The 26,044-nt window shown below is 60.6% G+C and carries 21 protein-coding genes and 2 pseudogenes; 11 read left to right on the top strand and 12 right to left on the bottom strand.

Annotated features, from left to right (window positions below; all coding sequences use genetic code 11):
* Nucleotides 1-16 precede the first annotated feature (16 nt).
* The gene (tnpC, locus tag J4G43_RS17920; RefSeq protein WP_035681142.1) at nt 17-1,567 is read left to right on the top strand and encodes an IS66 family transposase; all 1,551 of its coding nucleotides are present in this window, start codon (nt 17-19) and stop codon (nt 1,565-1,567) included.
* Entirely contained in the window at nt 1,564-2,214 is a 651-nt protein-coding gene (locus J4G43_RS17925) for a UPF0149 family protein (RefSeq protein WP_063712394.1), read from the top strand. The genes tnpC (J4G43_RS17920) and J4G43_RS17925 overlap by 4 nt, the downstream gene beginning before the upstream one ends.
* Before the next feature lie 620 nt (nt 2,215-2,834).
* Here J4G43_RS17925 and J4G43_RS17930 read toward each other — a convergent pair.
* The 4 genes from J4G43_RS17930 to tnpA are packed head-to-tail and all read right to left on the bottom strand — an operon-like array spanning nt 2,835 to nt 5,858.
* On the bottom strand, nt 2,835-3,485 hold the full coding sequence (locus J4G43_RS17930) for a UPF0149 family protein (RefSeq protein WP_063712394.1): 651 nt from the start codon (nt 3,483-3,485) through the stop codon (nt 2,835-2,837).
* Complete coding sequence (gene tnpC / locus J4G43_RS17935; protein ID WP_035681142.1) at nt 3,482-5,032, bottom strand: IS66 family transposase; 1,551 nt, start codon at nt 5,030-5,032, stop codon at nt 3,482-3,484. The genes J4G43_RS17930 and tnpC (J4G43_RS17935) overlap by 4 nt, the downstream gene beginning before the upstream one ends.
* Nucleotides 5,033-5,082: 50 nt before the next feature.
* A complete protein-coding gene (tnpB, locus tag J4G43_RS17940) occupies nt 5,083-5,439 on the bottom strand; it encodes an IS66 family insertion sequence element accessory protein TnpB (RefSeq protein ID WP_018273742.1) in 357 nt (118 codons plus the stop codon).
* The gene (tnpA, locus tag J4G43_RS55990; RefSeq protein ID WP_018273743.1) at nt 5,436-5,858 is read right to left on the bottom strand and encodes an IS66-like element accessory protein TnpA; all 423 of its coding nucleotides are present in this window, start codon (nt 5,856-5,858) and stop codon (nt 5,436-5,438) included. Before tnpA ends, tnpB begins: the two co-directional genes overlap by 4 nt.
* A gap of 558 nt (nt 5,859-6,416) precedes the next feature.
* Here tnpA and J4G43_RS17950 point away from each other — a divergent pair.
* From J4G43_RS17950 to J4G43_RS17960, 3 genes are all read left to right on the top strand, one after another.
* A complete protein-coding gene (locus J4G43_RS17950) occupies nt 6,417-9,527 on the top strand; it encodes an Ig-like domain-containing protein (protein WP_208085794.1) in 3,111 nt (1,036 codons plus the stop codon).
* A gap of 80 nt (nt 9,528-9,607) precedes the next feature.
* On the top strand, nt 9,608-11,545 hold the full coding sequence (locus J4G43_RS17955) for a type I secretion system permease/ATPase (RefSeq protein WP_135215030.1): 1,938 nt from the start codon (nt 9,608-9,610) through the stop codon (nt 11,543-11,545).
* Complete coding sequence (locus J4G43_RS17960) at nt 11,530-12,846, top strand: HlyD family type I secretion periplasmic adaptor subunit (RefSeq protein ID WP_208085795.1); 1,317 nt, start codon at nt 11,530-11,532, stop codon at nt 12,844-12,846. Before J4G43_RS17955 ends, J4G43_RS17960 begins: the two co-directional genes overlap by 16 nt.
* 200 nt (nt 12,847-13,046) lie before the next feature.
* On the opposite strand, the gene J4G43_RS17965 is transcribed toward J4G43_RS17960, so the two are convergent.
* Nucleotides 13,047-13,904 (bottom strand): hypothetical protein, encoded by an 858-nt coding sequence (locus tag J4G43_RS17965; protein ID WP_208085796.1) that lies wholly within the window; start codon nt 13,902-13,904, stop codon nt 13,047-13,049.
* Nucleotides 13,905-14,555: 651 nt separating this feature from the next.
* Between J4G43_RS17965 and J4G43_RS17970 the strand changes: the two genes are divergently transcribed.
* Complete coding sequence (locus J4G43_RS17970; RefSeq protein ID WP_135215027.1) at nt 14,556-15,110, top strand: acyltransferase; 555 nt, start codon at nt 14,556-14,558, stop codon at nt 15,108-15,110.
* Here the strand turns inward: J4G43_RS17970 and J4G43_RS17975 are convergent.
* The 3 genes from J4G43_RS17975 to rfbA all read right to left on the bottom strand — a co-directional run bounded on the left by J4G43_RS17975 (nt 15,033) and on the right by rfbA (nt 17,574).
* Nucleotides 15,033-15,506 carry a VanZ family protein gene (locus J4G43_RS17975; protein WP_225004953.1) on the bottom strand — a complete coding sequence of 158 codons (474 nt, stop codon included), beginning with the start codon at nt 15,504-15,506 and terminating at the stop codon, nt 15,033-15,035. The two genes, J4G43_RS17970 and J4G43_RS17975, sit on opposite strands and share 78 nt — an antisense overlap.
* 81 nt (nt 15,507-15,587) lie before the next feature.
* Complete coding sequence (gene rfbB / locus J4G43_RS17980) at nt 15,588-16,679, bottom strand: dTDP-glucose 4,6-dehydratase (protein ID WP_208085797.1); 1,092 nt, start codon at nt 16,677-16,679, stop codon at nt 15,588-15,590.
* Nucleotides 16,666-17,574 (bottom strand): glucose-1-phosphate thymidylyltransferase RfbA, encoded by a 909-nt coding sequence (gene rfbA / locus J4G43_RS17985; protein WP_135215024.1) that lies wholly within the window; start codon nt 17,572-17,574, stop codon nt 16,666-16,668. Before rfbA ends, rfbB begins: the two co-directional genes overlap by 14 nt.
* Nucleotides 17,575-17,714: 140 nt before the next feature.
* Between rfbA and rfbC the strand changes: the two genes are divergently transcribed.
* From rfbC to J4G43_RS18005, 5 genes and pseudogenes are all read left to right on the top strand, one after another.
* Nucleotides 17,715-18,269, top strand: coding sequence for a dTDP-4-dehydrorhamnose 3,5-epimerase (rfbC, locus tag J4G43_RS17990; protein WP_135215023.1), 555 nt, complete (start codon nt 17,715-17,717; stop codon nt 18,267-18,269).
* A complete protein-coding gene (gene rfbD, locus J4G43_RS17995) occupies nt 18,269-19,270 on the top strand; it encodes a dTDP-4-dehydrorhamnose reductase (RefSeq protein WP_135215022.1) in 1,002 nt (333 codons plus the stop codon). The genes rfbC and rfbD overlap by 1 nt, the downstream gene beginning before the upstream one ends.
* A 124-nt stretch (nt 19,271-19,394) precedes the next feature.
* Nucleotides 19,395-19,463 (top strand): annotated as a pseudogene (locus J4G43_RS55995) (hypothetical protein); the annotation flags it as partial.
* An 11-nt stretch (nt 19,464-19,474) separates the two neighbouring features.
* A complete protein-coding gene (locus J4G43_RS18000; protein ID WP_208085798.1) occupies nt 19,475-20,017 on the top strand; it encodes a hypothetical protein in 543 nt (180 codons plus the stop codon).
* A 205-nt stretch (nt 20,018-20,222) separates the two neighbouring features.
* The gene (locus J4G43_RS18005; protein ID WP_038952271.1) at nt 20,223-21,491 is read left to right on the top strand and encodes an IS256 family transposase; all 1,269 of its coding nucleotides are present in this window, start codon (nt 20,223-20,225) and stop codon (nt 21,489-21,491) included.
* 525 nt (nt 21,492-22,016) lie between these two features.
* Here J4G43_RS18005 and J4G43_RS18010 read toward each other — a convergent pair.
* From J4G43_RS18010 to J4G43_RS18025, 4 genes and pseudogenes are all read right to left on the bottom strand, one after another.
* Nucleotides 22,017-22,974: pseudogene (locus J4G43_RS18010) on the bottom strand (cupin domain-containing protein).
* Between the two features lie 217 nt (nt 22,975-23,191).
* Complete coding sequence (locus J4G43_RS18015; protein WP_208085799.1) at nt 23,192-23,962, bottom strand: metallophosphoesterase; 771 nt, start codon at nt 23,960-23,962, stop codon at nt 23,192-23,194.
* 2 nt (nt 23,963-23,964) lie between these two features.
* Nucleotides 23,965-24,489, bottom strand: a complete 525-nt coding sequence (locus J4G43_RS18020; protein WP_208085800.1) for a hypothetical protein — start codon at nt 24,487-24,489, stop codon at nt 23,965-23,967.
* Nucleotides 24,490-24,502: 13 nt separating this feature from the next.
* Entirely contained in the window at nt 24,503-25,432 is a 930-nt protein-coding gene (locus J4G43_RS18025; RefSeq protein WP_208085801.1) for a DUF4357 domain-containing protein, read from the bottom strand.
* Nucleotides 25,433-26,044: the final 612 nt, after the last annotated feature.

A 26,044-nucleotide genomic window follows, 5' to 3' on the forward strand; every position in this document is an offset into this window, starting at 1 on the left:
CGTGTAGCTCTGCGATATGGCGCTTCGCCCCGAAGATCTCCCCTCTGACCCTGCGGCTCTTGCCGAGATGGTGCTGGCTTTCGAAGGCGAGAACGATGATCTGCGCGCAGAGATCGCCACGTTGAAGAGCCTGATCTTCGGCGCACGATCGGAGCGCGCGGCGATCGTCTGCGCCGAACAGATCGCGTTTGATCTGGAACGGACCGCCGGCTCACAGCTCCCGGCCAATGACGACAAACCGGACGCGCCGCGGCCGGAGCGGCGCAAAGCGAAGCGCAACATCGGCGCGCTGCCGGCGCATCTGCCTCGGGTCGAGCGGGTGATCGAGCCGGCGTCCACGCTGTGCCCGTGCTGCACGGGTCAGATGCATCGGATCGGCGAGGAGAGCAGCGAAGCGCTCGATCGGGTTCCCGCGTGGCTGCGTGTGCTCCGCACGATCCGTCCAAAATACGCCTGCCGCTCCTGTGAGGGCCCGATTGTCCAGGCCCCGGCACCGGCGCGGCTCGTCGAGGGCGGCATGGCAACGACGGCGCTGATCGCGCATATCGCCGCGGCCAAATATGCCTGGCAATCGACGCTCTATCGCCAGACGCAGATCCTGGCGGGTCAGGGTGTCGTCGTCGACCGTCAGACGCTGGCGCGCTGGATGGGGAGCGCGGCGTGGCTGGTCAGGGGCCTCTACGATCTGCAACTGAAGACTATGCACGGCTTCGAGCGGCTGTTCTGCGACGAGACGCCGATGCCAGTGCTCGATCCGGGACGCGGCCGCACGAGGATCTGCCAGTTCTGGGCGCACGCGACGGACGATCGGGCGTGGAAGGGGCCGGCGCCGCCGGCGGTCGCCTACGTGTTCGCAGGTGGTCGCGGCAAAAAGGAGATCGTGGCGCAGTTAGCCGGCTTCGAAGGCGTGCTGCAAGTCGACGGCTATGCCGCCTACGCCTCGCTGGCGGGCGATGCGATGATGTCGGGCCAGATCCAGCTGGCGTATTGTCTCGTTCACGCGCGCCGCAACTTCGTGAGGGTGCACAAGACGACGAACTCACCCTTCGCCGCGGAGGTCATCGAGCGCATTGCGGCCGTCTACGCGATCGAGGAGAGGATCCGCGGTCTCGATGCTGGGGAACGCCGCGCGACGCGACAGGCCGAGACGAAGCCGCTGATGGAGGCGTTGAGGGCCCGTCTGATCGCGGTGAAGGACGGGATCTCCCGCCGCTCGACGCTCATCAAGGCGATCGACTACATGCTCGAACGCTGGCAGGGCCTGACGACGTTCCTGGATGACGGGCGGCTCGAGCCGGACACCAACACGGTCGAACGATCGATCAGGCCAATTGCGATCGGAAAAAAGAACTCGTTGTTCAGTGGTGACGAAGGCGGGGGCGAGACCTGGGCGATACTCGCTTCGCTTCTTAACACAGCGAAATTGAATGGCCTCGACCCCGAGGCGTATCTCGTCGACGTTCTCGATCGCATGGTGAGCGGCGCCACGAAGACCAACCAGCTTCACGAACTTCTGGCCTGGAACTGGAAGGCCGCACGCGAAGCCGAAAAGCGGGCCGTGGCATGACGAAGCCGAAGCAAGGGCGGGGAACGCGAAAAGCACGCAAGACGACGATGGCGGACTATGCCATGTCGTTCGAACGGCTCGGGCAATGGATCAGCAAGCGCGCCAGGTCGCCGACGCTTCGGCATCCGCGGGCGACGTCGCTCTCCATGCTCGATGGCGCGGTGGCCGCGGTCGTCGCCGGGCCGGTCTCGATGGCGTCCGAGGAATGGGTGTGCCCGCTCCTCGGCGTAGATCCCGACGCCTTCAATCACGACACCGAGGAGTTCTCGGCAATCGCCGCCACGCTGATGCGCCACAACGCTATCAGCGAGACGCTGTCGACGAGACCGGAGAGCTTCGAGCCGCTGTTCGTGCGATCACCGGACGGCGAAGTCGACCCGCAGCCCTGGTGCATGGGCTTCTACGCCGTCATGAAGCTTCGGCTTCTCGTCTGGTCGCGGCTTCTCCCCCCGAATGGAACCGAACACCTTATGCTGCGGCCGATCTTGGTCCATTGCATCGACGACGCCGGTCGACCCTTGCTACCCCCGGCCCGGCGCACGCTGGGAACGCAGCCCATCATCCAAAACGCCTGGCGCAACATTCCAGCAACCGTCGAGGCCCTCCGGCAGTTCTGGATGCCTATACGCTTCAAGCGCGGTGCGTAGGCCGTCCGCACCAAGTCCGTGGCTCCGTGGGCCTCTCGTACCGTTTACGTTGCATGCGACCACCACCTCCATCTCATCGGGGGCGCCGCTGCCGAGCCATGTATTCAACTTCCGCGCAATCACCCGCATTATGTGCTGGCATGATGATCAGATTCATGATGTCGGCCCGGATATATGTTCTCTATCGCTTATAATAATCAAAACTTGATTCATAATATAATATGCGTCGGGCAAGAATAGATGGGCTTGGCCCTCTCTTGCGGTGGCCCGGGTGTCGTTTGGTCGCGGCTCAAATAATAAGATGCGCAAGATCATATATTCGATGGTTAGATTGCGCCTTCCTGCCCCGAATCTTTGGGCTGCGGCATCTCTGGCAATAGGCCGCAAGTGTCGGGGCGACCCGTTTGTCCTGTGCACTTGCCGGACGGGCACCCGTCGCGCTGCGTAATTTCCGCAATCGGTCCTGTTTCAATCCATCTGTGGTTTGTCGCGCATATTAAATCGTGGATCCAAGTTACGCGCTGTTCACCAAGTCCATCTTGGTCCCGCCCAATCCGTCGATGAAATAAAATGTAAACGGTACGAGAGGCCCACGGAGCCACGGACTTGGTGCGGACGGCCTACGCACCGCGCTTGAAGCGTATAGGCATCCAGAACTGCCGGAGGGCCTCGACGGTTGCTGGAATGTTGCGCCAGGCGTTTTGGATGATGGGCTGCGTTCCCAGCGTGCGCCGGGCCGGGGGTAGCAAGGGTCGACCGGCGTCGTCGATGCAATGGACCAAGATCGGCCGCAGCATAAGGTGTTCGGTTCCATTCGGGGGGAGAAGCCGCGACCAGACGAGAAGCCGAAGCTTCATGACGGCGTAGAAGCCCATGCACCAGGGCTGCGGGTCGACTTCGCCGTCCGGTGATCGCACGAACAGCGGCTCGAAGCTCTCCGGTCTCGTCGACAGCGTCTCGCTGATAGCGTTGTGGCGCATCAGCGTGGCGGCGATTGCCGAGAACTCCTCGGTGTCGTGATTGAAGGCGTCGGGATCTACGCCGAGGAGCGGGCACACCCATTCCTCGGACGCCATCGAGACCGGCCCGGCGACGACCGCGGCCACCGCGCCATCGAGCATGGAGAGCGACGTCGCCCGCGGATGCCGAAGCGTCGGCGACCTGGCGCGCTTGCTGATCCATTGCCCGAGCCGTTCGAACGACATGGCATAGTCCGCCATCGTCGTCTTGCGTGCTTTTCGCGTTCCCCGCCCTTGCTTCGGCTTCGTCATGCCACGGCCCGCTTTTCGGCTTCGCGTGCGGCCTTCCAGTTCCAGGCCAGAAGTTCGTGAAGCTGGTTGGTCTTCGTGGCGCCGCTCACCATGCGATCGAGAACGTCGACGAGATACGCCTCGGGGTCGAGGCCATTCAATTTCGCTGTGTTAAGAAGCGAAGCGAGTATCGCCCAGGTCTCGCCCCCGCCTTCGTCACCACTGAACAACGAGTTCTTTTTTCCGATCGCAATTGGCCTGATCGATCGTTCGACCGTGTTGGTGTCCGGCTCGAGCCGCCCGTCATCCAGGAACGTCGTCAGGCCCTGCCAGCGTTCGAGCATGTAGTCGATCGCCTTGATGAGCGTCGAGCGGCGGGAGATCCCGTCCTTCACCGCGATCAGACGGGCCCTCAACGCCTCCATCAGCGGCTTCGTCTCGGCCTGTCGCGTCGCGCGGCGTTCCCCAGCATCGAGACCGCGGATCCTCTCCTCGATCGCGTAGACGGCCGCAATGCGCTCGATGACCTCCGCGGCGAAGGGTGAGTTCGTCGTCTTGTGCACCCTCACGAAGTTGCGGCGCGCGTGAACGAGACAATACGCCAGCTGGATCTGGCCCGACATCATCGCATCGCCCGCCAGCGAGGCGTAGGCGGCATAGCCGTCGACTTGCAGCACGCCTTCGAAGCCGGCTAACTGCGCCACGATCTCCTTTTTGCCGCGACCACCTGCGAACACGTAGGCGACCGCCGGCGGCGCCGGCCCCTTCCACGCCCGATCGTCCGTCGCGTGCGCCCAGAACTGGCAGATCCTCGTGCGGCCGCGTCCCGGATCGAGCACTGGCATCGGCGTCTCGTCGCAGAACAGCCGCTCGAAGCCGTGCATAGTCTTCAGTTGCAGATCGTAGAGGCCCCTGACCAGCCACGCCGCGCTCCCCATCCAGCGCGCCAGCGTCTGACGGTCGACGACGACACCCTGACCCGCCAGGATCTGCGTCTGGCGATAGAGCGTCGATTGCCAGGCATATTTGGCCGCGGCGATATGCGCGATCAGCGCCGTCGTTGCCATGCCGCCCTCGACGAGCCGCGCCGGTGCCGGGGCCTGGACAATCGGGCCCTCACAGGAGCGGCAGGCGTATTTTGGACGGATCGTGCGGAGCACACGCAGCCACGCGGGAACCCGATCGAGCGCTTCGCTGCTCTCCTCGCCGATCCGATGCATCTGACCCGTGCAGCACGGGCACAGCGTGGACGCCGGCTCGATCACCCGCTCGACCCGAGGCAGATGCGCCGGCAGCGCGCCGATGTTGCGCTTCGCTTTGCGCCGCTCCGGCCGCGGCGCGTCCGGTTTGTCGTCATTGGCCGGGAGCTGTGAGCCGGCGGTCCGTTCCAGATCAAACGCGATCTGTTCGGCGCAGACGATCGCCGCGCGCTCCGATCGTGCGCCGAAGATCAGGCTCTTCAACGTGGCGATCTCTGCGCGCAGATCATCGTTCTCGCCTTCGAAAGCCAGCACCATCTCGGCAAGAGCCGCAGGGTCAGAGGGGAGATCTTCGGGGCGAAGCGCCATATCGCAGAGCTACACGAACGCACTCGCAATCGCCAGCAAAACAAGACGCTTCAGGCAACCTTCGTCGGCCGCTTCGTCACCTTCGGGACCACACGCGACCACTCCGCAAGACCTTCAATCAGCATCGCCAGTTGCGCCCCCGTCACCGGCATCGTACCCTCGCGAACAGGTGGCCAGGCAAAGCCCCCATTCTCCAGCCACTTCGTCGCTAGAACCATTCCCGAGCCGTCAAAAACCAGTAGCTTCAAACGATCCGATCGCTTCGATCGGAAGACATAAACGTCACCGCTGTAGGGCTTGCCGCCTAATCCCTCCGCTACCAGCGCGACAAGGCCATGAACGCCTTTACGAAAGTCAATCGGCTGCGTCGCGACGAACACACGGACCATTGGACCGAAAGAGATCATCGCGTCGATCTCACCGCCGCCAGCACGCGCTCCAGCGTCGCGGCGTCGACGCCGACGGGCACGCGCACCGTCGCGCCCGCGATCATCACCTCGATCCGCTCGGCCGGATCCGTCAGAACATGCGCCTTATCGATCGCGTTCGGCTGCGCCTCGACGGCGGCCTCGAGCCTGACTTGCACGAACTGCGGCGCTTCGCTCGACGCGAGCCGCGCCTGGCGCCGCCACACACTGAGCAGTCCCCGGTTCACCCCGTTGCGTCGAGCCACCTCGGAAATGCTCGTCTCCGGATCGGCACTCTCGGCCACGATCCGCGCCTTCTCCGCATCGCTCCAACTGCGCCGTCGCCTCTCCCCTGTGATCACCTCGATCCGCTGATAGGAGGCGGCATCATGCCCGTCTTGATGTCTGTCTTGATGCATGGAACGAGCGTCCCTCGCGTTGTCAAATCCACGCGCGAGTCTCGCTCATCCCGTCCACCTAAACGAGGTGGGGTCGTCGTACCGCTATCAATAAAATGATAAATATCCCGCAAGGCGATTATTAAAGCGCGTCTCTTATGGTGCGTCGCATCGGATCGGCGGATGTCGCACGCATCAAACAAGTCAGCTTTACTCAGTCGCGAGAATCTTGATATTCTAATGTCGCAGCCAAGAGTCTTGTCTTTCGAATGTAGCGTCGCAGTCACGGTGGCTGTTCGTGCGTGACTGGCTCTCCACAATTCCCGTAGTTCACGCAAACCCAGGTATTTCTGGGGTTTAGCTGTGCGAGATAACGCGTTTTCGAGGCCGCGACGGCAGGCAAAGGGATCGAAGCGAACGGAAATGACCGCAGCTAGGCCCACGTCTGGTCCCAAAAAAGCCGTCCGCGTTCGACCATTACGTCGACGTCACGGTTGTCCAGAACCGGTCGGCATGAGTGCGGGGACAAGTTGCGCTCATGCCGAATAGACGCAAGCAGCTAAATTAAGGAGAGGCGCTTTGGCTTACACGTTCAACGGAGTTGTTTATCCCGACGCCACCACTACCGGTGTGCCGCCAGGGGTAACCCTCAATCCCTATAATGGGGACATTACCATCAACACACCGGGAACGGTCATCTCAGGCCTCAAGATCACCGGCACGGTTTATATCAACGCCGACAATGTCACGATCAAGGACTGCAGCATCGCGTCCACCGGCTACAACGTGGTCAATATCAAGAGCGGAGTGTCGGGTGCGGTAGTTGAAAACTGCGAAATCAATGGCACCGGCAACGGACCGCAAGGCCAGACAGGCATTGGTGGCCAGGGAACGTTCGCCAATAACAACATCTACAACGTTGAAAATGGCATCAACGTTGAGGGCAGCAATGTCGTCATCAAGGGCAACTACATCCACGACCTGAATGCGTCTGGCGGAAGCGCGGGTCACTATGACGGCATCCAGGCCCAGGGCGGATTCAACAACGTTCTTATAAGCGGGAATACGGTGCTCGGACGTGATACGTCGTGCATCATCATTCAAAATGCCTTCGGGCCGATAGACAACATCAAGGTCGATGGCAACTTGCTTCTCGGGCAGAACAACGCGGCTGCCACCATCTACGTTGAAGAAAAAGCCGGCTTCTCCGGTCAAATTACCAACGCTCAAGTCACGAACAATGTACTTGGCAAAGGCTTTTGGTATTGGAGCAGCATCGTAGATACTAATCCGGTGTGGACGAACAACGTTGATTACGCCACCGGCAAGCTCGTAACGACGAACAACACACTCTCAGGGACGCCCACGACCCCGCCAACCCCGCCTGCGACTCCAGACGCGCCGGCGATCGCTTCGTTTTCGAACGACACGGGAAAAGTCGGCGACGGCATCACCAGCGACACAACGCTCCAGCTGAAGGGTACGGCTGCGGCAAACAGCGCGATCAAGATCTACGACGGCTCGACCCAGATCGGCACGGCGACTGCTAATGCGAGCGGGAGCTGGGAGTATATTACGGCGGTACTGACCAACGCCCAGCACGTGCTGAAAGCGACGGCCACCAGTGCCAGCGGTCAGACCAGCGCCGCATCCGCTGCGCTCACGGTAACGGTCGATAATGTTGCGCCGACTGCCCCGGTGCTGAAAAGCAACACGGTTGTCGAGACGAACAAGGTACAGTTGTCCGGCACCGCCGAGGCGGGCAGCGCCATCAACGTCTATGATGGGGCGAACCTGGTCGGTACGGCCACGACGGGAGCGAATGGTAGCTGGAGCATCACCACCAGTGCCCTGTCGACCGGATCTCACACCCTGACGGCGAAGGCCACGGACGCCGCCGGCAACGTCAGTGCTGCATCGCAGTCGGCAAATCCGGTGATCGGCGGGGCGACGACGCCACCGCCGGCTACGCCGACGATCGTCTCCTTCTCGAATGACAGCGGCAAGGCCGGGGACAACGTCACCAACGACAACACGCTGACACTGAAGGGCACAGGCGCGGCCAACGCCACCATCACGGTGTTCGACGGCAACACTCAGGTCGGGAGCGTCAAAGCCGACGCCAGTGGCAATTGGAGCCTGACCACCGCGGCGCTGAAGGACGGAGCCCACAGTTTCACGGCCACGGCTTCGACCAGCAGCACTGCTGCTGCTGCAGCAGCGGCAACCGCAAGTCCAACGTCTGCGGTGCTTGCCGTCACGATCGATACCACGGCGCCGACCGCGCCGGTGTTGAAGGCGAACTCCGTTGTCGATACCAACCACGTGCTGTTGTCCGGCACCGCCGAGGCGGGCAGCTCCATCACGGTGTATGATGGATCGACTCTGGTCGGGACCGGTACGGCGGGGACAAATGGAAGCTGGAGCATCACCACCAACAGCCTGTCGAACGGTACCCATACACTTACTGCAACAGCGACGGATGTTGCAGGCAATGCAAGTGCCGCCTCGCAATCAGTTAAGCCGGTGATCAGCACCCCGACACCGCCGTCTCCCACGGCGCCTAAGATTGCCTCCTTCTCGAACGACAGCGGGACGGTCGGCGACAACATCACCAACGACAACACGCTGACACTGAAAGGCACGGCTGTGGCCAATGCCACTGTCAAGGTGTTCGACGGCACGACCCAGGTCGGAAGCATCAAGGCTGACGGCAATGGCAACTGGAGCGTGACCACGGCGGCGCTAAACGATGGCGATCACCACTTCACCGCCACCGGCACCGACGCGTCGGGGAAAGCCAGCGCGGCGTCTGCTGCCCTCGACGTCAAGATCGACACCCATGCGCCGGTCGCGCCGAGCGTAGGGCTCTACACGCAGGGCGGTTCGGCCGTCAGCGGCACGACCGCGCTCGACGACCTGATCGTCAAGGGGACCGCGGAGGCAAACAGCAAGGTCGCCATTTTCGATGGCGCCAAGCAGATCGGAACGGCAACCGCCGGCAACAGTGGCAGCTGGAGCTATGACACCGGCCACCTTGACGATGGCAGCCATAGCTTCACGGCCAAGGCTATTGACGTCGCCGGCAATACCAGCGGCTCTTCTACGGCTAAGGGCGTCACGGTGAGTGGGCACTCGTCGCCGATCGACATCACCGGATTCGGCTACTACAGCACGAATGCGTTCATCAAGGGTACGGCGGACGCTTACAGTCAGGTCAAGATTCTTGACGGCAACAAAATCATCGGTACCGTCAAGGCCGATGGTGACGGCGACTGGACTTACAAGGCGACCGGCTTGTCGGACCAGGTGCATACGTTCAAGGCTCAGGAGGTCAACAGCAGTGGTCAAGTGACCGGAACGAGCTCGGCGAGTGCAATCCTCGGCTCAAGCAAGGGCAACACGCTGACTGGTACAACCGGTGACGACATCTTCGTCGGCAACGGTCATCCGGATACCTTCGTATTCGATGCGAATTTCGGTAAGGATGTCATCAAGGACTTCAATTCTTACGGGCGTTCGCACGACACGGTTCAGTTCAGCAAGAGTGCGTTCAGCGACTTTGCGAGCGTTCTTAACCACGCCTCGCAGGTTGGGCAGGACGTTGTCATTGCGAATGGAGATGACTCGCTCACGCTGAAGAACGTCAAGCTCGGTTCACTGCAAAGCCACGACTTCCATTTCGCGTAAGCGAAGGGGCGCCATAAGGCGAAGTACATTCAATACCGCGGAGCCCTCGGCTCCGCGGTGCATGTCAGGGGACGTGTTCCATGAGCGATCTTGCACGGCGGGGGGATGCGCCCCCGCCGCTGAATATTGATGAGATACAGGTATCGAGATGGGCGATATTTATCGCCGCCCTCGGGCTTTTGGCAGAGCGGGCGCGATCATCGTCGCGCGCGTTGGGGCAGGGCTCGGTTGAGTTTGTACGAGCGCGGCTCTTTGCCCGCTCCCCCGGCTCTGCGGATCTCGACGATGAGCCGCAATCCGAGATTTCGGCATTCTTGACTTCGTGCCGTCGGATATTCTGGAGCCTTGCCGTCTTCAGCGGCCTGAGCAATCTCTTGATGCTCACCGGCTCGTTCTTCATGCTTCAGGTCTATGACCGGGTGCTGCCCGGTCGCAGCATTCCGACGCTCGTCGCGTTGTTGGTGCTGGCGATGATGCTTTATCTCTTCCAGAGCGGTCTCGATCTTGTCAGAAGCCGGATCAGTGTTCGGATCGGGCGTTACTTCGATGAGAGGCTCGGGCTTCGTGTGTTCGACGCAGTCGTGCGCCTGCCGCTCAAGACGCGCGGCGATGGTGACGGCCAGCAGCCATTGCGGGATCTTGACCAGGTTCGCAGCTTCTTGTCCGGGGGCGGGCCGACTGCGCTGTTCGATTTGCCCTGGATGCCGATCTATCTTGGTATTTGCTTCCTGTTCCATTTTTGGATCGGCGTGACTGCGCTAGTCGGCGCGCTGGTGCTGGTCGGTATGACAATCCTGACTGAAACGCGAACGCGCGGCCCGGCAAAGGCCGTCTCGCGTCTCGGCGTGACGCGTAGCGCACTCGCGGCGGAAGGGCGACGAAACGCCGAAGTGCTGCATGCGATGGGAATGAGGCGGCAGGCGGCGTTGCGTTGGCGGGATGTCAACGGAAAGTATCTCTCGGCGCATGAGCAGGCGAGCGATGTTGCAAGCGGGCTGGGTGGGCTTTCGAAGTTCTTTCGCTCGTTTCTGCAGTCACTTGTGCTTGCGGTCGGAGCGGTCCTCGTCATCAATCAGGAAGCGACCGCCGGCATCATCATTGCGGGCTCGATCCTGTCGGCAAGGGCGCTCGCCCCAGTGGAGGTGGCCATTGCGAACTGGAAGGGCTTCATTGGAGCCCGACAGTCGGCACATCGGCTCGATCGGTTGCTGAAGCTCCTGCCCGAAGAGGTTGAGCACCTCGGACTCCCCGCGCCCAAAGAGGCGCTCGTGGTGGAGCAGCTCTATGTCGCGGCCCCCGACTCGGAGAAGGTGATCCTCTCGGACATCTCGTTTCAATTGAAGGGCGGCGAGGCCGTCGGGATTATCGGGCCCAGCGGATCAGGCAAGTCGACGCTGGTTCGTGCGTTGGTCGGCGTCTGGCCGCGGCTGCGTGGCAAGGTCAAGCTCGACAACGCGACGCTGGAACAGTGGTCGAGCGATGCGCTGGGCAAGCACATCGGCTATTTGCCGCAGGACGTCGAACTGTTCGACGGCAGCATTGCCGTCAATATCGCGCGCTTCGATGTCCACGCAACATCCCAGGCGGTGCTGGAAGCTGCATTTGCGGCCGGCGCGCATGATCTCATACTCGCGCTCCCGGACGGCTATGCCACCAGGATCGGCGAGGGCGGAATGGCCCTGTCAGCCGGCCAGCGGCAACGCATCGGGCTCGCCCGGGCGCTCTACGGCAATCCTTTCCTGGTCGTGCTCGATGAGCCAACATCGAACGTCGACTCCGAAGGTGAAGAGGCGCTCACGGCAGCGATCACGAGCGTTCGCAGTCGTGGCGGCATCGTTGCCGTAATTGCGCACCGGCCAAAGGCCCTCGAAGGGGTGGACCATGTCCTGGTGATCGGAGAGGGAAGAGTTCAGTCCTTTGGGCCGAAAGAGGAGGTCCTCAAAAAGGTGCTGCGACCGGCAGCTCCGCTCAGGGTGGTGGCAGACGGACAGGGAGGCGGACGATGGATCGCGAAGTAGCAACGCCGGCGCTTCGGTCTATCCAGCGCTACATCATCGTCGGCATGGTCATGGTCGGCTTCGTTACTTTTGGTATCGGCGGCTGGGCCGCGACGTCCCAATTGTCGGGCGCCGTGATCGGACAAGGCGTCGTCGTGGTGGACTCGAGCGTGAAGAAGGTTCAGCACGCCACCGGTGGCATTGTCGGCGAACTGCGTGTCCGCGACGGTGACCGGGTGAAGGCAGGCGACATCTTGATCCGGTTGGACGAGACGCAAACGCTTGCGAACGCAACGATCGTCACCAAGAGTTTCGACGAATTGCTCGCGCGTCAGGCGCGCCTCGAAACCGAGCGCGACGGCGCCGAACAGATTCTGTTTCCAGCGACCCTGCTCGAACGAGCGAGAGACACCAATCTGGAGGCGGGGCGTGCGATCGCGGCGGAGCGCACATTGTTCGATCTGCGCCGGCAATCCCGGAACGGCCAGAAGTCGCAGCTCAAGGAGCGTAAGGCCCAGCTTCAGGATGAAATCAAGGGTTATGTCGGGCAAGCGGAGGCCAAGCAGAAAGAGGTCGAGTTCATCCGCCAGGAGCTCGAGGGCGTCCGGACGCTCTTCCAAAAGAACCTCGTGCCGATTACACGCTTGACCGCGCTCGAGCGCGACACCGCTCGGCTGGAAGGTGAGCGGAGCCAGTTGAGCGGCATGATGGCCCAGTCAAAGGGAAAGATAGCTGAGATCGAGCTTCAGATCATCCAGATCGATCAGGACCTGCGCACCGAGGTCGGCAAGGATCTCATCGAAACGCGCTCCAAGCTTTCCGAGCTCACCGAGCGCAAGACCGCGGCGGTGGATCAGCTCAATCGAATCGATATCCGCGCGCCGCAGTCCGGCCGCGTTCATCAGCTTTCCGTCCACACCGTGGGAGGAGTGATTGCTCCTGGCGAGCAGATCATGCTCATCGTGCCGGATTCGGATGCCCTCGCGGTTGAAGTCAAGATCGCGCCCCGAGACATCGATCATGTCTATGTCGGCCAAAGCGCGTCGATGCAATTCGCGGCGTTCAACCAGAAGACGACGCCTGGGGTCGACGGAGAGGTGAGCATGGTGTCGGCGGACCTGACGCAGGAACAGCGCACCGGAGCGAGCTATTACACGGTGCGGATTCTGCTCAAGGCGGAGGAGCTGGCGAGGCTCGGATCTGCCAAGCTGGTGCCGGGCATGCCGGTCGATGTCTTCATCAAGACGCCGTCGCGAACTGCGTTGTCCTACCTGATCAAGCCATTACGTGATCAGGCCGGGCGCGCGTTCAAGGAGCAGTGAGATTGACGAACGTGAGTGTCTTGACCGGCCTCCAAACCGACGCAGGTGAGCTGCGCCTGTTGCAAAATACCCGATGACGGGCCAAGCGAGTGCCGAGATCCCCGTCCAGAACCGGCGCTCGGGACCCCTATTCGCAACAGCGGGGGCGCTTGGTCTATGCCATGCGCGTCGTGGCGGGGCGGCGTGCGTAACCGCCCGCTTCAGTTGATGAATCGAACAGCGAGCATCAACCTATCGCCTTGGGTGGGCGGTGATGCGCGGTGATAGCATGAGGTATCCTGAACGAAGCCGAGGCCTGCTTGGCCTTCAATGACAACTTCGTTCTCAATTCCATACTGCCGCCTTACGTCTGCCTCGCTCGCTTTGACCGAGCCGAGCAGCATGCGAAGCGGCTTGTGCTTGTGCGACCGCTTCATCATGACATGCGCGCCGGAATTGCGGTCGGTGTCAGTGATGTAGAAGCTGGCGTACACGAAATTGAATCCCATGACGTCATAATGATAGTCGATGACGCCGTGTTTCATCCGTCGGCGCGCCTCGCCGGTAAAGTCCGACGCGAAGCTCCAATCGAGGATGGTCATCACTCGACGTGGCTCGTGCCCCAGATAGCCACGCACAACAGCGCGTAGCACCGGATCATTGATGACAGCCTGCACGGCAGGACATCGCGAGGGCTCGCGGATGCCTCCGACCGGGATGTCCCTTCCGTCGATACATTTGCCTCGAACCACGTCGGCGTATTTGAATTCAGGTCCTGTCGGATCGAAGATGGCGTGAAGCGGTTCAGATCGGGCAAACGCCTCGATCTCGGCGACGGTGTCTGCCGGGAGTTGCAAGCCGATAAAGACGGCTTCCTCACGAATGGTTTGCACGACGCGAGGGATGTCGGTGCCAGGGAAGAGCGTCGCATGTTTCTCGGCATCAGGGACAGTCGGGCTTCCAAGACTCGCAGCCAGATGGCGCACGGAGCTGTAGGCGGATCGGACTGTCCTAAACCTTCCAAGCGCGTATGCGACGTCTCCTCGGGCAATCTTGGTTGCAATGGACTGGATGTTCATTTCGAGCTCCACGAAACACTGTGTTATTTAGATTGGATGTCCTTTTGGGATCTCTTTGTTGGATCTCTTTCTTCTCGCTTTCACTTCGACCGGCGCGAATAAATCAACACGATAGGTGCCGCGCCGCGTAGCATCCCACGGTCTGATTTCTCGAGATTCAGCTTCCGATCATTCAGAGGAGCAGTCCCAGACGCGGTTTATGCAATCAATTTTCACGACCTCGCAATTATTGATCGAAACAACTGGGCCGCGCATCGCTACGAAGTCAAACACTATTTCGTGATTTAAATTTTGTAAATCCATTTAATATTTAGTCCTATAGAATAGTATTAATTGACCGCGGGCTGCTCCATTGCCTTCTGTGTCGGGCGCGACACCTCCGGCAATTCCAGCGTGGCCTCCCCTGAGAGGAATTCTGGTGCATGTCGGGGAGGTTGCGCGAGCTTGGTCTTGGCCGCGCTCTTCAGGCAAGCCTTGGGGGCGGCGCGGTATCGAGTAAAATGTTTGATTTAATTCGTGACGACCGTAAAATCTTATGGAGCTACACCGTGAGCTGACAGCCCGCGGATGGTTCGGCGCGGCCAGAAAAAGACGTTTTAATGCGTCGCTTCGTGAGATGCGCGTGAGAATGGCCCAAGAGAGTACCTTTGGATGACGCAAAAGTCGCAGTCGGGAATGCCCGATGAGATGGTTGACAAGTGGCTGGGGCTCATAAGGCCATTTATGCAGGCTCTCGCGATCCGTAAAAAGGCGCAGTTTGGCCGGAGGGTCTCGATCGGAGACCTCCTGACCGAGCGCGGCGACAATGCGGCTGCCTACGGCTTCGGCGAGGGCACCACCATGTATGATGGCGTGCTGGTGCTGGGAGATGTCCGGGTCGGCCGCAACACGTGGATAGGACCAGGCTGTATTCTGGATGGCTCCGGCGGCCTCGACATCGGCGACTGGTGCTCACTATCCGCCGGCGCCCAGATCTACTCGCACCACACGGTCGGCCGCTCCACCTCGCTTGGCGAAAAGCCCATTGACTACGCTCCGACCAGGATCGGAAATGGCGTCTACATCGGACCCAATGCGGTCCTTCAGATGGGCATCACGATTGGCGACAAAGCCGTGATAGGCGCTAATTCATTCGTCAACCGCGACGTTCCGGCTGGTGCGAAAGTATTCGGATGTCCGGCGCGTATTCGAGCGGATTTCAGGTGAGGAACTCTGGGGCAGCGTTTCGCAACGGTTTTTCGCCGAGTATTGCTGCTGGCTGCGAAGCGTTTTCCCCAAACTGAGTATCGCGTGGCCCGCTCCCAGACCTAGACAGCCGCCCGCCATCTTCTCCACCGCGTCGGCCAATCGCGCATGGCGATCGGGCGTGGCAAGCTGCATGAGCTCGAGTAGTGCAGCGCTTCCGATCACGAGACAAAGCACGAGCGTGGTATGGCGCGGATAGGCGAAGCAGAACAAGAGCCCAATCGGAATAAACGCGGCGACATGCTCGAGGCTGGTTGGATAGCGAAGAGTTGGACGTGCGCCGAGCGGCGAAATGGTGGCATAGACGAGGAAGCACAAGAATGTCCAAGCGGCCACAGCGGCAATTCTCTGAGCCATAGCGGCTGGTCCTGACATATGCGGGAGCTCGGCGATTGCGTTCGGTGAAAGGCGGGCGATCCAGTGCTTCGCGCCTTTGCTTTATTGAACGGGGCTTGGCCGGGTAAGCCCGCTGCTCAGCCCAACCCTTGTGGCCTCATAGCCCTTTTCTAGTATCGCTCGCCACCATCGTTTTTCGTCCACATACCATCGTACGGTCTTTTCGATCCCGCTTTCAAAGGTCTCTTGCGGGCGCCAACCGAGCTCGAGTTCAAGCTTCGAAGCATCAATTGCGTAGCGATGGTCGTGGCCGGGGCGGTCTTCCACGAAGGAGATCAAGCGCCGGTACGGATGTTCTTTGGGGACCAGCTGGTCTAACAGGTCGCAGATGGACTCGACGACACGAAGGTTGGTTCGCTCATTCCGGCCACCTATATTGTAGGTGCCGCCGACCTTGCCGCGTTCCAGCACCAGCGAGAGAGCCCTTGCGTGGTCTTCCACGTAGAGCCAATCTCGAATGTTGCTGCCGTCGCCATAGATCGGCAAAGGCTCTCCCGCGAGACCTTTGATAATGATGTGGGGGATCAGCTTTTCCGGGAAATGATAAGGGCCGTAATTGTTCGAACAGTTCGTTACGACCGTAGGCAGATCGTACGTTTCGTGCCATGCCCGGACGAGATGGTCGGATGAAGCCTTGGTCGCCGAATAGGGTGAACTCGGTGCATAGGCGGTGGTCTCGGTGAAAAGGCCCTCGTCACCCAGCGAGCCAAATACTTCATCGGTGGAGATGTGTAGGAAGCGAAAATTTTCGCGCTTCCGGGGCGCGATCGCTCGCCAGTAACGCAGCGTCTCCTGCAGCAGCGTGAAGGTACCGACGACGTTGGTCTGGACAAATTCGTTGGGGCCGTCGATCGAGCGGTCGACATGGCTTTCGGCGGCCAGGTTCATCACCGCGTCGGGCTGATACTTGTCGAACAACGTCCGCAAGCCAGCGCCATCGCAGATACATTGCTGTACGAAGGCGTAGCGAGGGTGGCCGCAAGCCGGGGTCAGCGAGTCGAGATTGGCGGCGTAAGTAAGCTTGTCGATATTGACGACGCGAGCCTGCGTATCGCGCAGGAGATGTCGTATGACAGCGGACCCGATGAAGCCAGCTCCGCCAGTGACAAAAATCGTGGGATTATTCAGCCGCATGCATCGTCTCGACAATGGAGCTGCGTGCGTAGTCCCTCGCGACCGATTTCAGATATTCTCCGTAGCTGCTCTTGTTGCTCTTCTCGGCGGCCCTTTCGAATTGCTGCAACGAAATGTAACCTTGGCGAAGCGCGATCTCTTCGGGGCAGGCGATGTGAAGGCCTTGGCGCTGCTCCAGGATCTGAACGAAATGGCTGGCCTCGACCAGCGAAGCGTGAGTGCCGGTATCGAGCCATGCGAAGCCACGGCCGAGGACCTCGACGAAAAGGTCGCCCCGCTCGAGGTAGGCTCTGTTGACATCGGTAATCTCGATCTCGCCGCGCGCCGAAGGTTTAACATTCGCAGCGATATCAAGCACATCGTTGTCGTAGAAATAAAGACCGGTTACCGCAACGTTGGACTTCGGATGTTTCGGCTTCTCTTCGATCGACAAGGCATGGCCCGACCGGTCGAGCTCCACCACGCCATAAGCCTGCGGCTCATTGACTACATAGCCGAATATCGTCGCGCCCTTCGCACGAACGGAAGCAGTGGAAAGTGCGTTAGGGAGGCCGTGTCCGTAGAAGATGTTGTCACCCAAGATCAAGGCAACCGAATCCGAGCCTACGAAGTCGCGTCCGACGATGAAAGCATCTGCGAGCCCGCGCGGTGTCTCTTGTGTGGCGTATTCGAAGCGGAGGCCGATCTCCGAGCCGGTGCCTAGCAAGCGCTGAAACAGGGGACTGTCTTGCGGTGTCGAGATGATGAGGATGTCTCTAATGCCCGCTAGCATCAGGGTTGACAGCGGATAGTAGATCATTGGCTTGTCGAAAACGGGCAGGAGCTGCTTCGATACGACCGTGGTAACTGGATAAAGGCGTGAACCGGTACCGCCCGCGAGAATAATGCCTTTCATCGCCCCTCGCAAAATACTTGGTTTTGTGGAAATATAAGTTTGATCCTCAATAGGATTCCGATTATCTATTTAATATGGCTGTATGTCCATAGTTAATTTAATATAATAAATTCAATCGCCTAGTCGGCGCGGGTATAAAGATGAAAATTATCGCCTCGGACATTCCGGACGTATTAATTTTTGAGCCGGATGTGTATGGGGACGCGCGTGGATTTTTTTTAGAGACTTATCAGTTTCAACGCTATGCGGCAGCCGGCCTGAATCGCCCCTTCGTGCAGGACAATTTGTCTCGGTCAACCCGTGGCGTGCTGCGCGGGTTGCACCTGCAATATCCCAATTCGCAAGGCAAGTTGGTTACTGCATTGCGGGGAAGGGTGCTCGACGTGGCTGTGGACGTGCGGGTCGGCAGCCCTCATTTCGGGCGACATGTCGCCGTTGAACTGACCGAGGAAAACCGTCGCCAGCTTTGGATTCCCCGCGGCTTCGCTCATGGTTTCATCGTTCTCTCCGAGGTGGCGGAGTTCTTCTACAAATGCGATGAGTATTACAGCCCGAGAGACGAGCGCTCTATTCGGTGGGACGATCGTGCGATCGCGATTCGATGGGGCCTGGAGAATCCGAGGCTCTCGGCCAAGGATGCGGAGGCGCCAATGCTGTCGGAGATCGTGGATCTGCCGATCTTTGGCGAGGTATGATGCGGATCTTGCTGACAGGCAGTACAGGGCAGGTCGGGGGCGCGCTTCTGCCGCTGCTCGGAGAGCTCGGAACCGTCGTTGCGCCACCACGCGCCCTATTTGATCTTGCCAGGCCGACCACGCTTGAGCGTGGGCTTGATGAGATTTCGCCCGATCTGATCGTCAATCCCGCTGCATATACCGCGGTCGACCGTGCGGAAGATGAGCGCGAGCTTGCCGGTCTCGTCAACGCCAGAAGCCCCGAGGCGATCGCAAACTGGGCATTAGCGCACGGCGTTCCGATCGTACATTTCTCGACCGATTATGTGTTCAACGGTAGCGGCAGCCACGCGCGCGCCGAGCAGGATCCGACCGGTCCCCTTTCAGTCTATGGTGAGAGCAAGCTCGCTGGCGACGTCGCGGTCCAGGCATCCGGCGCGCGTCATCTGATCTTCCGCACCTCCTGGGTCTATGCGGCACATGGCACCAATTTCCTGAGAACGATTTCAAGGCTTGCGAGTGAGCGCAAGGAGCTGAGGATCGTCGCAGATCAGGTGGGCGCGCCGACCAGCGCGAGATCCATCGCTGCTGCCGTGATGACGATCTTACGAGAGCACCCCGGCAATCTCGAGCGGCTGTTTGCCGAAAAGCGGGGCGTCGTGAACGTGGCTTGCAGCGGTCAGGCAAGCTGGCATGAATTCGCCGTTGCGATCGTCGAAGGGTTGAGAGCGCGCGGGGTGGTGCTCCCAGTCGAAGCGATCATTCCGATCGCAACCTCGGACTTTCGGACGCGTGCAGTTCGCCCCGCCAACTCGCGTCTCGATCTCAGCCGCTTGCGTCACGACTTCCGGATCGCAATGCCCCGCTGGGAGGACGCCTTGGCCGTTGAGCTCGACGAATTCGCGGGCTTTGAGGCAGCTATCGCCACCTCGGCGGAGATTCCTGCAGCGATCAGGTGGCGCTCCCGCGGATTTACCGCCACGACGTTGCCGCTTAACGGGGCCCGATGCACGCGGGAATAAGTGCGCCCCCTCCCGCCCCAGCCAGATGCTCTGCTTGCCCTGAAATTCCTCACGAAACCGGCCTGGCTGGGGAGGTGCTGCACAGCTCTGCGACACATCACTGCCGCACAGGTGTCGTGATCCCATGGCTGCGCATATTTTCCGGAGGAATGCTGTGTATTACTGGCGCCGCCGTCCACCGCGGCCGCTTGCCAGTTTCTTTTCTTGTCCGCATCATTTTCTGAGTTTGAAGACGACCAGCCGCGGCGTGAGGATTACGATCAGATGGCCGCAGACGGGTTCAGCGCCTCTGATATCAACGATGTATGGCAGCACCTCTGTTTGCTGCGGACTAACAAGCTGGTCCCGACTAAGCCGCATGTGCTGCGTCGACTGGTCGAAGACGTTGAGGCGGTACCGACGGCCATGAACCTCGGCATTGCCCAGGGCATCTACTACCGCGGTTTGAAGCTCGCTCTCGCCAGCATCGACCGCCGCTATGGCGGCAATCGGGTCGAGGATGCCTGCCTCGACCGGATGATCCTTGCGCAAAACGATCCACCGTCGCCGCGCCCGGCTATGGGAGTGATGCACGACAACGGTCCGCCCCGCGATCCACCGAAAAAGGAGACCTTGCTAGCGAGCGCATCGGCCGCACGCCAGAGCGTCAGCACGTCCGCCCGCCAATCGTTGGGGTTAGCGTACTGCAAGCCGGCGAAGATCGGCGCCAACGCTAACCGCAACGGGGCATATCTCACATCCAAGTAGGGCAGTCGGATTTCATATACGCTTCCATCGCAGGCGCGCGCTCTGGCTCTCGAATTGCCATCAAACGCTCGGGGAATCGGCGCCGATAAGTCATTCCGACGCACGCGAGAGCTATGGCGGAATCTGGGTGATGACGGTGTGAGGAAGGCGGCGTATCGAGGCGGGTGACGAGCCTGCCAGAACCTCTCGAGGAGAGCGATACGCCATGACCGAGACTACCAATGTTCTTGCTTTCCGTCAGCCGTCCGCGGTTGATGATCCACTGACCGATATCGTTCGTGCCGGCGCGCGGGACCTGCTTGCCAGGGCGATCGAGATCGAGGTTGGCGCGTTTCTGGCCAGCACGGCCAATCTGACGCTGCCCGACGGTCGAGCGCGCCTGGTCCGACATGGGCACGGTCCGGTGCGCGAGATTGCGACCGGCATCGGTCCGGTGGAGGTCGCTCGTCCCAAGGTCCGCGACCGCGGAGCGAGCGGGCCAGGCGACCGCCTCCGCTTCAGTTCGGCAATCCTGCCGCTATGGGCGCGGCGGACGAAGAGCCTGGATGCCTTGATCCCGGTCCTCTATTTGCGCGGCATCTCGACCGGCGACTTCCAGGAGGCGCTCTCGGCGCTGCTCGGCAAGGATGCGCCGAACCTGTCGCCTTCGGTGATCGCCGGCCTGAAGGCCGATTGGCAGGTCGAGTACGAACGCTGGCAGAGACGCGATCTGTCGGCGCGTCGCTATGTCTACATCTGGGCCGATGGCGTGTACCTGCAGGCCCGCATGGAAGATCACAGCGAATGCATGCTGGTGCTGATTGGCACCACGCCGGAAGGCAAGAAGGAGCTGATCGGCTTCCAGGTCGGCGTGCGCGAGAGCGCGCAGAGCTGGCGCGAACTCCTGATCGACCTGCGGCAACGCGGGTTACGGATTGCCCCGCAACTCGCCATCGGCGACGGCGCCCTCGGCTTCTGGAAGGCACTGGACGAGGCCTTTCCCGGCACGCGGCACCAACGATGCTGGTGCCATAAAGTGAGCAACGTACTCGACAAGGTCGCCAAATCCGTGCAGGGCCCCATGAAGAACGACCTGCGGAACATCTATCTGGCCCCACACCGGGCCGAAGCTGAAACCGCGATCGACGTCTTCGTCGAGAAATACCACGTCAAATACGGACGTGCGGTGGAGTGCCTGATCAAGGATCGCCATGCGCTGCTCGCCTTCTTCGACTTCCCTGCTGAGCACTGGATCCACCTACGCAGCTCGAACCCGATCGAGAGCGTCTTCGCCACGGTGCGCCACCGAACGGTGCGGACCAAGGGATCGCTGTCGCAACAAACTGCGAAGCTGATGGTGTTCAAGCTCATCGACGCCGCATCGAAGACCTGGCGGCGATTGAAGAGCACGAACCAGTTGCCGAAAGTCATCGCCGGTGTAAAGTTCATCGACGGAATCGAAGTCATTCCGAACACTGAAAGCCACGCCGCCTGATCAGGCCGCGTCACCCAAAATCAGCCATAGCTCCGCACGCGATCCTCCTTTGCGCTCATCATCAGCGGGGGTTCCGCCGCTCGATCTTGACCGGCCTGAGATCATCCATGGTTTCGTCGTTACAGACTTGTTGCCATAGTTGGACTCACCGCGATCAAAGCAGCAAGCACTTCCAAGGATAGTTGAATGCTTGGCCGAGCGATTGAGCTGCCCAAATCCGGTTTCGCGTTGGAGATCGGCAACCTGATAAGACCGAACTCTGCACGAAGGAAAGTGCTGAGCCGGGGCATTAGAGCTGAAACGCCGCTTAGGCTCTACGAGTTCGAATCTACGACGCTGTTGCGTAGTCCAACTTGGAGTAGCCGACCAAGGGTCGGGACCGACCAGCGAGACCGTCGCATCGTCGTCCAGGGTCTCTTCTGCTGGACATCGCTGGTTCAATACTTGCCATTGCGTCCGTGGTGTCCTGGCCGTCACAGTTTGCAGGCGCACACGGTTGGGCGTGCGATTAAGTCAAATGCTACCTCAATTGGCGACTTCTGCTTCTTGAGTGTCTTGCCGGCTGCCACTATTAGCGCGTCGTGTTGCCCGGTATCGGCCGCGTGATAAGTCGTGCTGTCGATAGAATAGCTTCGAGAAGGCCGCAGACGTCTCGTAACCGACCCGGCTTGCAATCCGCGCGATGGGCTCGTCATTCGTCTCCAGCAGAAATGCGGCTTCCGCCATCCGGCGTTCGATGACGTACTGGTGCACGGATTGGCCGACGAGCCTAGTAAAGCGTTCCGAAAATGCCGAGCGGCCAAGCCCCGCGCGGCGGCCGAGGTCGTTCAAGGTCCAAGGCCCCTCCGGGCTCTCATGGTGAGTTTGAGTACCGGCCCGATGTGCGGGTCGGATATGGCCCCGATCCAGCCGCCTTGCCCGGGACTGAGAGATGCGATCCAGTGTCGGAGTACTTCGACAAAGAGCACTTCCGTTAGTCGCGAAAGCGCAACGCGTTGGCCAGGCCGCTCAAGCGCGGACTCGCTGACCATGCGGCGCAGGACTGCTTCGAGCCAGCCACTGTCCGCCCTCGGCTTCAGCAAGAGCACGCGCGGAAGCAGCTCCAGCACACTCCCGATATTGGCCGCGACACGGTGAAACTGCCGCAGATCATGGTCGAGGACGGCTTCGCACGACTGCCCTGACGAATGACACCGAATCGCGATGAAGCTCGATCAATATCAATAATCCGCAAAGGCTTGGCCCGGCGATCTGAATAGAACACATGGGGCTCTTCACGTGTGATGACGACAAAATCGCCCTCGGTCATCTTGATCTCTCGGCCTTTGCCGAGCGCTAGGGTTGCTGAGCCCCGACTGAGATAGTGAAATAGGGCATAGGGGCCCGCAGGCAACTCAAGATGCCAGGGATGGCCAAGCTCGAAATGAAATAGCAGTGTCCCGCCGAGGCGAACGCGATCAAGTACTTGGGCGAGGATGTCCATGCGCGGAGGTACACACGCGGATGATCGCATACAATGCTTGGAAGGCATCGCGGGGCATCGGACTGGCCACGACCGGGATTTTGATCCGACATCAAGAAGAGTGCCTGCAGGAGAGAGCGCAACGGTGGGCTTCACCGCTTTGTTGCAGACCACGATGAATTGGGGACAGATTGTCAACGTTCATTCCCGTTGTCTCGGGGGCGACCGTCTTTTCTTGTCATGCCTCGATCTCGACAACCAAGGTGCAATCGAAAGCCGGGTTCTCTTTGCCGTAGCCATGCGGATTGGCGATGATGCGTGTCTGTCCGACTCGATAATCGAACGAGTTGTGGACATGGCCGTGAACCCAGAGGGCCGGCTGATAGGCTTCGATCAGCTCCGACAAATCGGAGACAAAGGCGGCCGTCACCCAGTCATCGCGATAAATCGGAACCACTGAATTTCGATGCACCGCGTGGTGCGTTACCACGACGGTCGGCCCCGGGAACAGCGAGCCCAGGGCCTCTTCAATAAAGGAGCGCGAGCGTTGATGCAGCAGCTCGGCCTCCTGCGGCCGGAAACGCAGCCACGGTTTTTTCAGCCAACCGATGCGACGGTGATCGTTCATGGCGGCTGCGCAAGTCTGCATGACCGGGATCTGCCTGTTGTCACCAAAAAGGCGATAATCCGTCCACAAGGTTGCGCCCACGAATCGGGCGCCCCCCAGTGCAACTTCGGCATCCTCAAGGAGATGAACGTTAAACGAAGGCGCCAGTGCACGCGCTTCCTCCAGCTCGGGCGGAAGGAAGCGGCGATAATGTTCGTGATTTCCCATCACCATAACAATCGGGATGGCCAATGGCACGATCTGGCGCAGCCGTTCGAAGGCGCGTCGTGCGCCTTCGCAGGTGTCGCCGGCGACCACGACGACATCGATGCCCTCCGCAAGAACAATGGGCTTGATAGGGAGGACATCGGCATGCAGATCGGAGAAAATCTGGATCCGCATGATTACTCCTCCCCGGGACAGAATGCAGCGGCAAGAGCCGCTTCGCTTGCGGCAAACTGTTCGCGGTTCATTGGGAAGGCTTTGTGGCGGTCGAGCCAGGCAAGGCCCAGTTCCTCGGCGCAAGGATCACCCCACTGGCAGCGGCCAAGAACGTGCGACAGAACCGGCACCGAGGCAGGATCGCCTGCAAGCGCGCAAGACAGAAGAGCCGACATGACGATGTCGATCTGCAGCGTCACCACGCGCAGCGGTATCAACGAAAGCGCCATACCGATGGCGGCAGCGGCATCGCCCGCCAACGCAGCGGCGCCTTCCATGCCGCCTCCCATGACGGCAAGCCCTTCGAGCGCGGCGGTAACTTGGAGATGCTCTGCGCCGCCCAGTAGATGCGGGGGCAATAGCCGCCACCACACCAGCGGGTGCGCGTCTTCAGGGCTGTAAGACTCAGGCGCTTCAGTGGGGCGTCCGGCCTCACCACCTTGTGCACTGAGCGGCTGTTCGAATTCCTGCGAGTACTTAGAGGACATATGCCTTACCCTCCTAAGCGTCGATCAGGATGGTGTGGGGGTGGCGTACCGGCTGCCACACGCGGACGCCGATGTGCGCGCCGGTCACCACCTTGGCGGCAATGGCTGCCGACGGGAACCAGACGTTTGCGATCAGGCGAGATCGATCGCCAACACCATCGATATCGACCAGCACCTTCTTGTTTCGCAATTCCTTACGACGATCGGTAATGATCTTGTGCGCGCTCGGATTGACGACGTTGCGAACTTCGGACCCTGCGGTCACGATGAAACCGCGCTCAGGATGCGGATAACCGCGGGCATAGATCCCTGTATAGAGCAGTTCACGCTCGCTACTGTTTGCGGGATCGACGCGGACATCGATCTGCATGGGGTCGCCATCCTCGGGGCCGATCGGATCAACCTCGACCTCGGGAGCAAGCATCGCCGAGTGCTGGTTGTCGAAGTTCGAATCGAGCGCACGGCAGCCGGCGTCGAACAGGAAGACGCGGGCGTCCGTGACAATGCGCTCCAACTCGGCGCGCTTTTCCTCCGGCACCGCCGGGATCTGCGGGTCGCGCAAATTGGTGACGACCACATAGTTCATCGACTGCGCGATTTCCCAGAGGCGATACTGAAGGTAAAGGACCGGCAGCTTGTCCAGCCACGGATCGGGGTAGCCGACGATCACGTAGACCTCGCGAGCAAAGTTCTTGGTCGGATCGTCGAGGTGGTCGATAACTCGCGAGAACCCGTTCTTGGTCTCACCCACGTAAACCGTGTTGTGGTTGGCCAGAAGATATCCGGCGGCGCCAACGGCACGGTCGAGCGCGATGCGGGAAACCTGCGGCATCGGGCAAGCCCACACCGCGACGCGGCTGGCATCATTGTAAATGCGGCGCAAGCCGCTGGTATCGCCCTCGGGGCGATAGATCTTGGATGTGCAAGCCGCAAGCGCCGGCAATTGGAAAATGGACGACATATTGGATCCCTCTATGTGTTTGAGAGATCGCGAGGCCAATGATCGCGTCGTTCGCCGAGCTGCCGGTTCCGGAAAGCCCAACCGTGACAGGTCAGGACCGGTCTCATCCGTCGCGAAGGCGGATCAGATCGGAGAGCAAGGCGTCGTCGCGATCGTGTATTGCGCCGCAACAACGGCGCAATGCAGCGAACCTCGCGATCGAGGCCTAGGCGTTGTGCGGTCGGCCGAACACAGCCACTGCGACGGCAGCGAAGCAAAGCTCCACAGCAAGCGAGTGGATCGCCTCGGTCACGGGCGCGCTAGCGTTGAGCAACAGGAGGGGCGGGGGCAGCGAATCGGAGTTATAAGCAGACTTAGCCATGATCGACTTCCTTATCAGTCGGTGGTGGTCAGGCCGTCGCTTCGTATTTCGACTACTTGGCGGCGGCCGCTTTCTCTCGCAGCTTTGCGAGGCAACCGAGGTATGGTCCGATCCGCATCGTGTCTACGGTTGGCCGAATATTTCTCCAGTCAGGATGGTTAACGAGCTATTGTACGGACATCTCGATTGAGCCGGCCGGCGATTTCGACCTGATCTGCGGAAGGAGTTCAGCG

It is taken from the genome of Bradyrhizobium barranii subsp. barranii, assembly GCF_017565645.3.
In the GTDB taxonomy this organism is placed as follows: domain Bacteria; phylum Pseudomonadota; class Alphaproteobacteria; order Rhizobiales; family Xanthobacteraceae; genus Bradyrhizobium; species Bradyrhizobium barranii.

Bases quoted from the DNA above. Each gene is read 5' to 3' on its own strand.
- J4G43_RS17970 (WP_135215027.1), top strand. From the start codon at position 14,556: ATGACGCAAAAGTCGCAGTCGGGAATGCCCGATGAGATGGTTGACAAG.
- J4G43_RS18020 (WP_208085800.1), bottom strand. From the start codon at position 24,489: ATGTCCTCTAAGTACTCGCAGGAATTCGAACAGCCGCTCAGTGCACAA.
- J4G43_RS18005 (WP_038952271.1), top strand. From the start codon at position 20,223: ATGACCGAGACTACCAATGTTCTTGCTTTCCGTCAGCCGTCCGCGGTT.
- rfbB (WP_208085797.1), bottom strand. From the start codon at position 16,679: ATGCGGCTGAATAATCCCACGATTTTTGTCACTGGCGGAGCTGGCTTC.
- tnpC (WP_035681142.1), bottom strand. From the start codon at position 5,032: ATGGCGCTTCGCCCCGAAGATCTCCCCTCTGACCCTGCGGCTCTTGCC.
- tnpB (WP_018273742.1), bottom strand. From the start codon at position 5,439: ATGATCTCTTTCGGTCCAATGGTCCGTGTGTTCGTCGCGACGCAGCCG.
- rfbA (WP_135215024.1), bottom strand. From the start codon at position 17,574: ATGAAAGGCATTATTCTCGCGGGCGGTACCGGTTCACGCCTTTATCCA.
- rfbC (WP_135215023.1), top strand. From the start codon at position 17,715: ATGAAAATTATCGCCTCGGACATTCCGGACGTATTAATTTTTGAGCCG.
- J4G43_RS18015 (WP_208085799.1), bottom strand. From the start codon at position 23,962: ATGCGGATCCAGATTTTCTCCGATCTGCATGCCGATGTCCTCCCTATC.
- J4G43_RS17925 (WP_063712394.1), top strand. From the start codon at position 1,564: ATGACGAAGCCGAAGCAAGGGCGGGGAACGCGAAAAGCACGCAAGACG.
- rfbD (WP_135215022.1), top strand. From the start codon at position 18,269: ATGCGGATCTTGCTGACAGGCAGTACAGGGCAGGTCGGGGGCGCGCTT.
- J4G43_RS17955 (WP_135215030.1), top strand. From the start codon at position 9,608: ATGAGCGATCTTGCACGGCGGGGGGATGCGCCCCCGCCGCTGAATATT.
- J4G43_RS17960 (WP_208085795.1), top strand. From the start codon at position 11,530: ATGGATCGCGAAGTAGCAACGCCGGCGCTTCGGTCTATCCAGCGCTAC.
- J4G43_RS17930 (WP_063712394.1), bottom strand. From the start codon at position 3,485: ATGACGAAGCCGAAGCAAGGGCGGGGAACGCGAAAAGCACGCAAGACG.
- J4G43_RS17965 (WP_208085796.1), bottom strand. From the start codon at position 13,904: ATGAACATCCAGTCCATTGCAACCAAGATTGCCCGAGGAGACGTCGCA.
- tnpC (WP_035681142.1), top strand. From the start codon at position 17: ATGGCGCTTCGCCCCGAAGATCTCCCCTCTGACCCTGCGGCTCTTGCC.
- J4G43_RS17975 (WP_225004953.1), bottom strand. From the start codon at position 15,506: ATGGCTCAGAGAATTGCCGCTGTGGCCGCTTGGACATTCTTGTGCTTC.
- tnpA (WP_018273743.1), bottom strand. From the start codon at position 5,858: ATGCATCAAGACAGACATCAAGACGGGCATGATGCCGCCTCCTATCAG.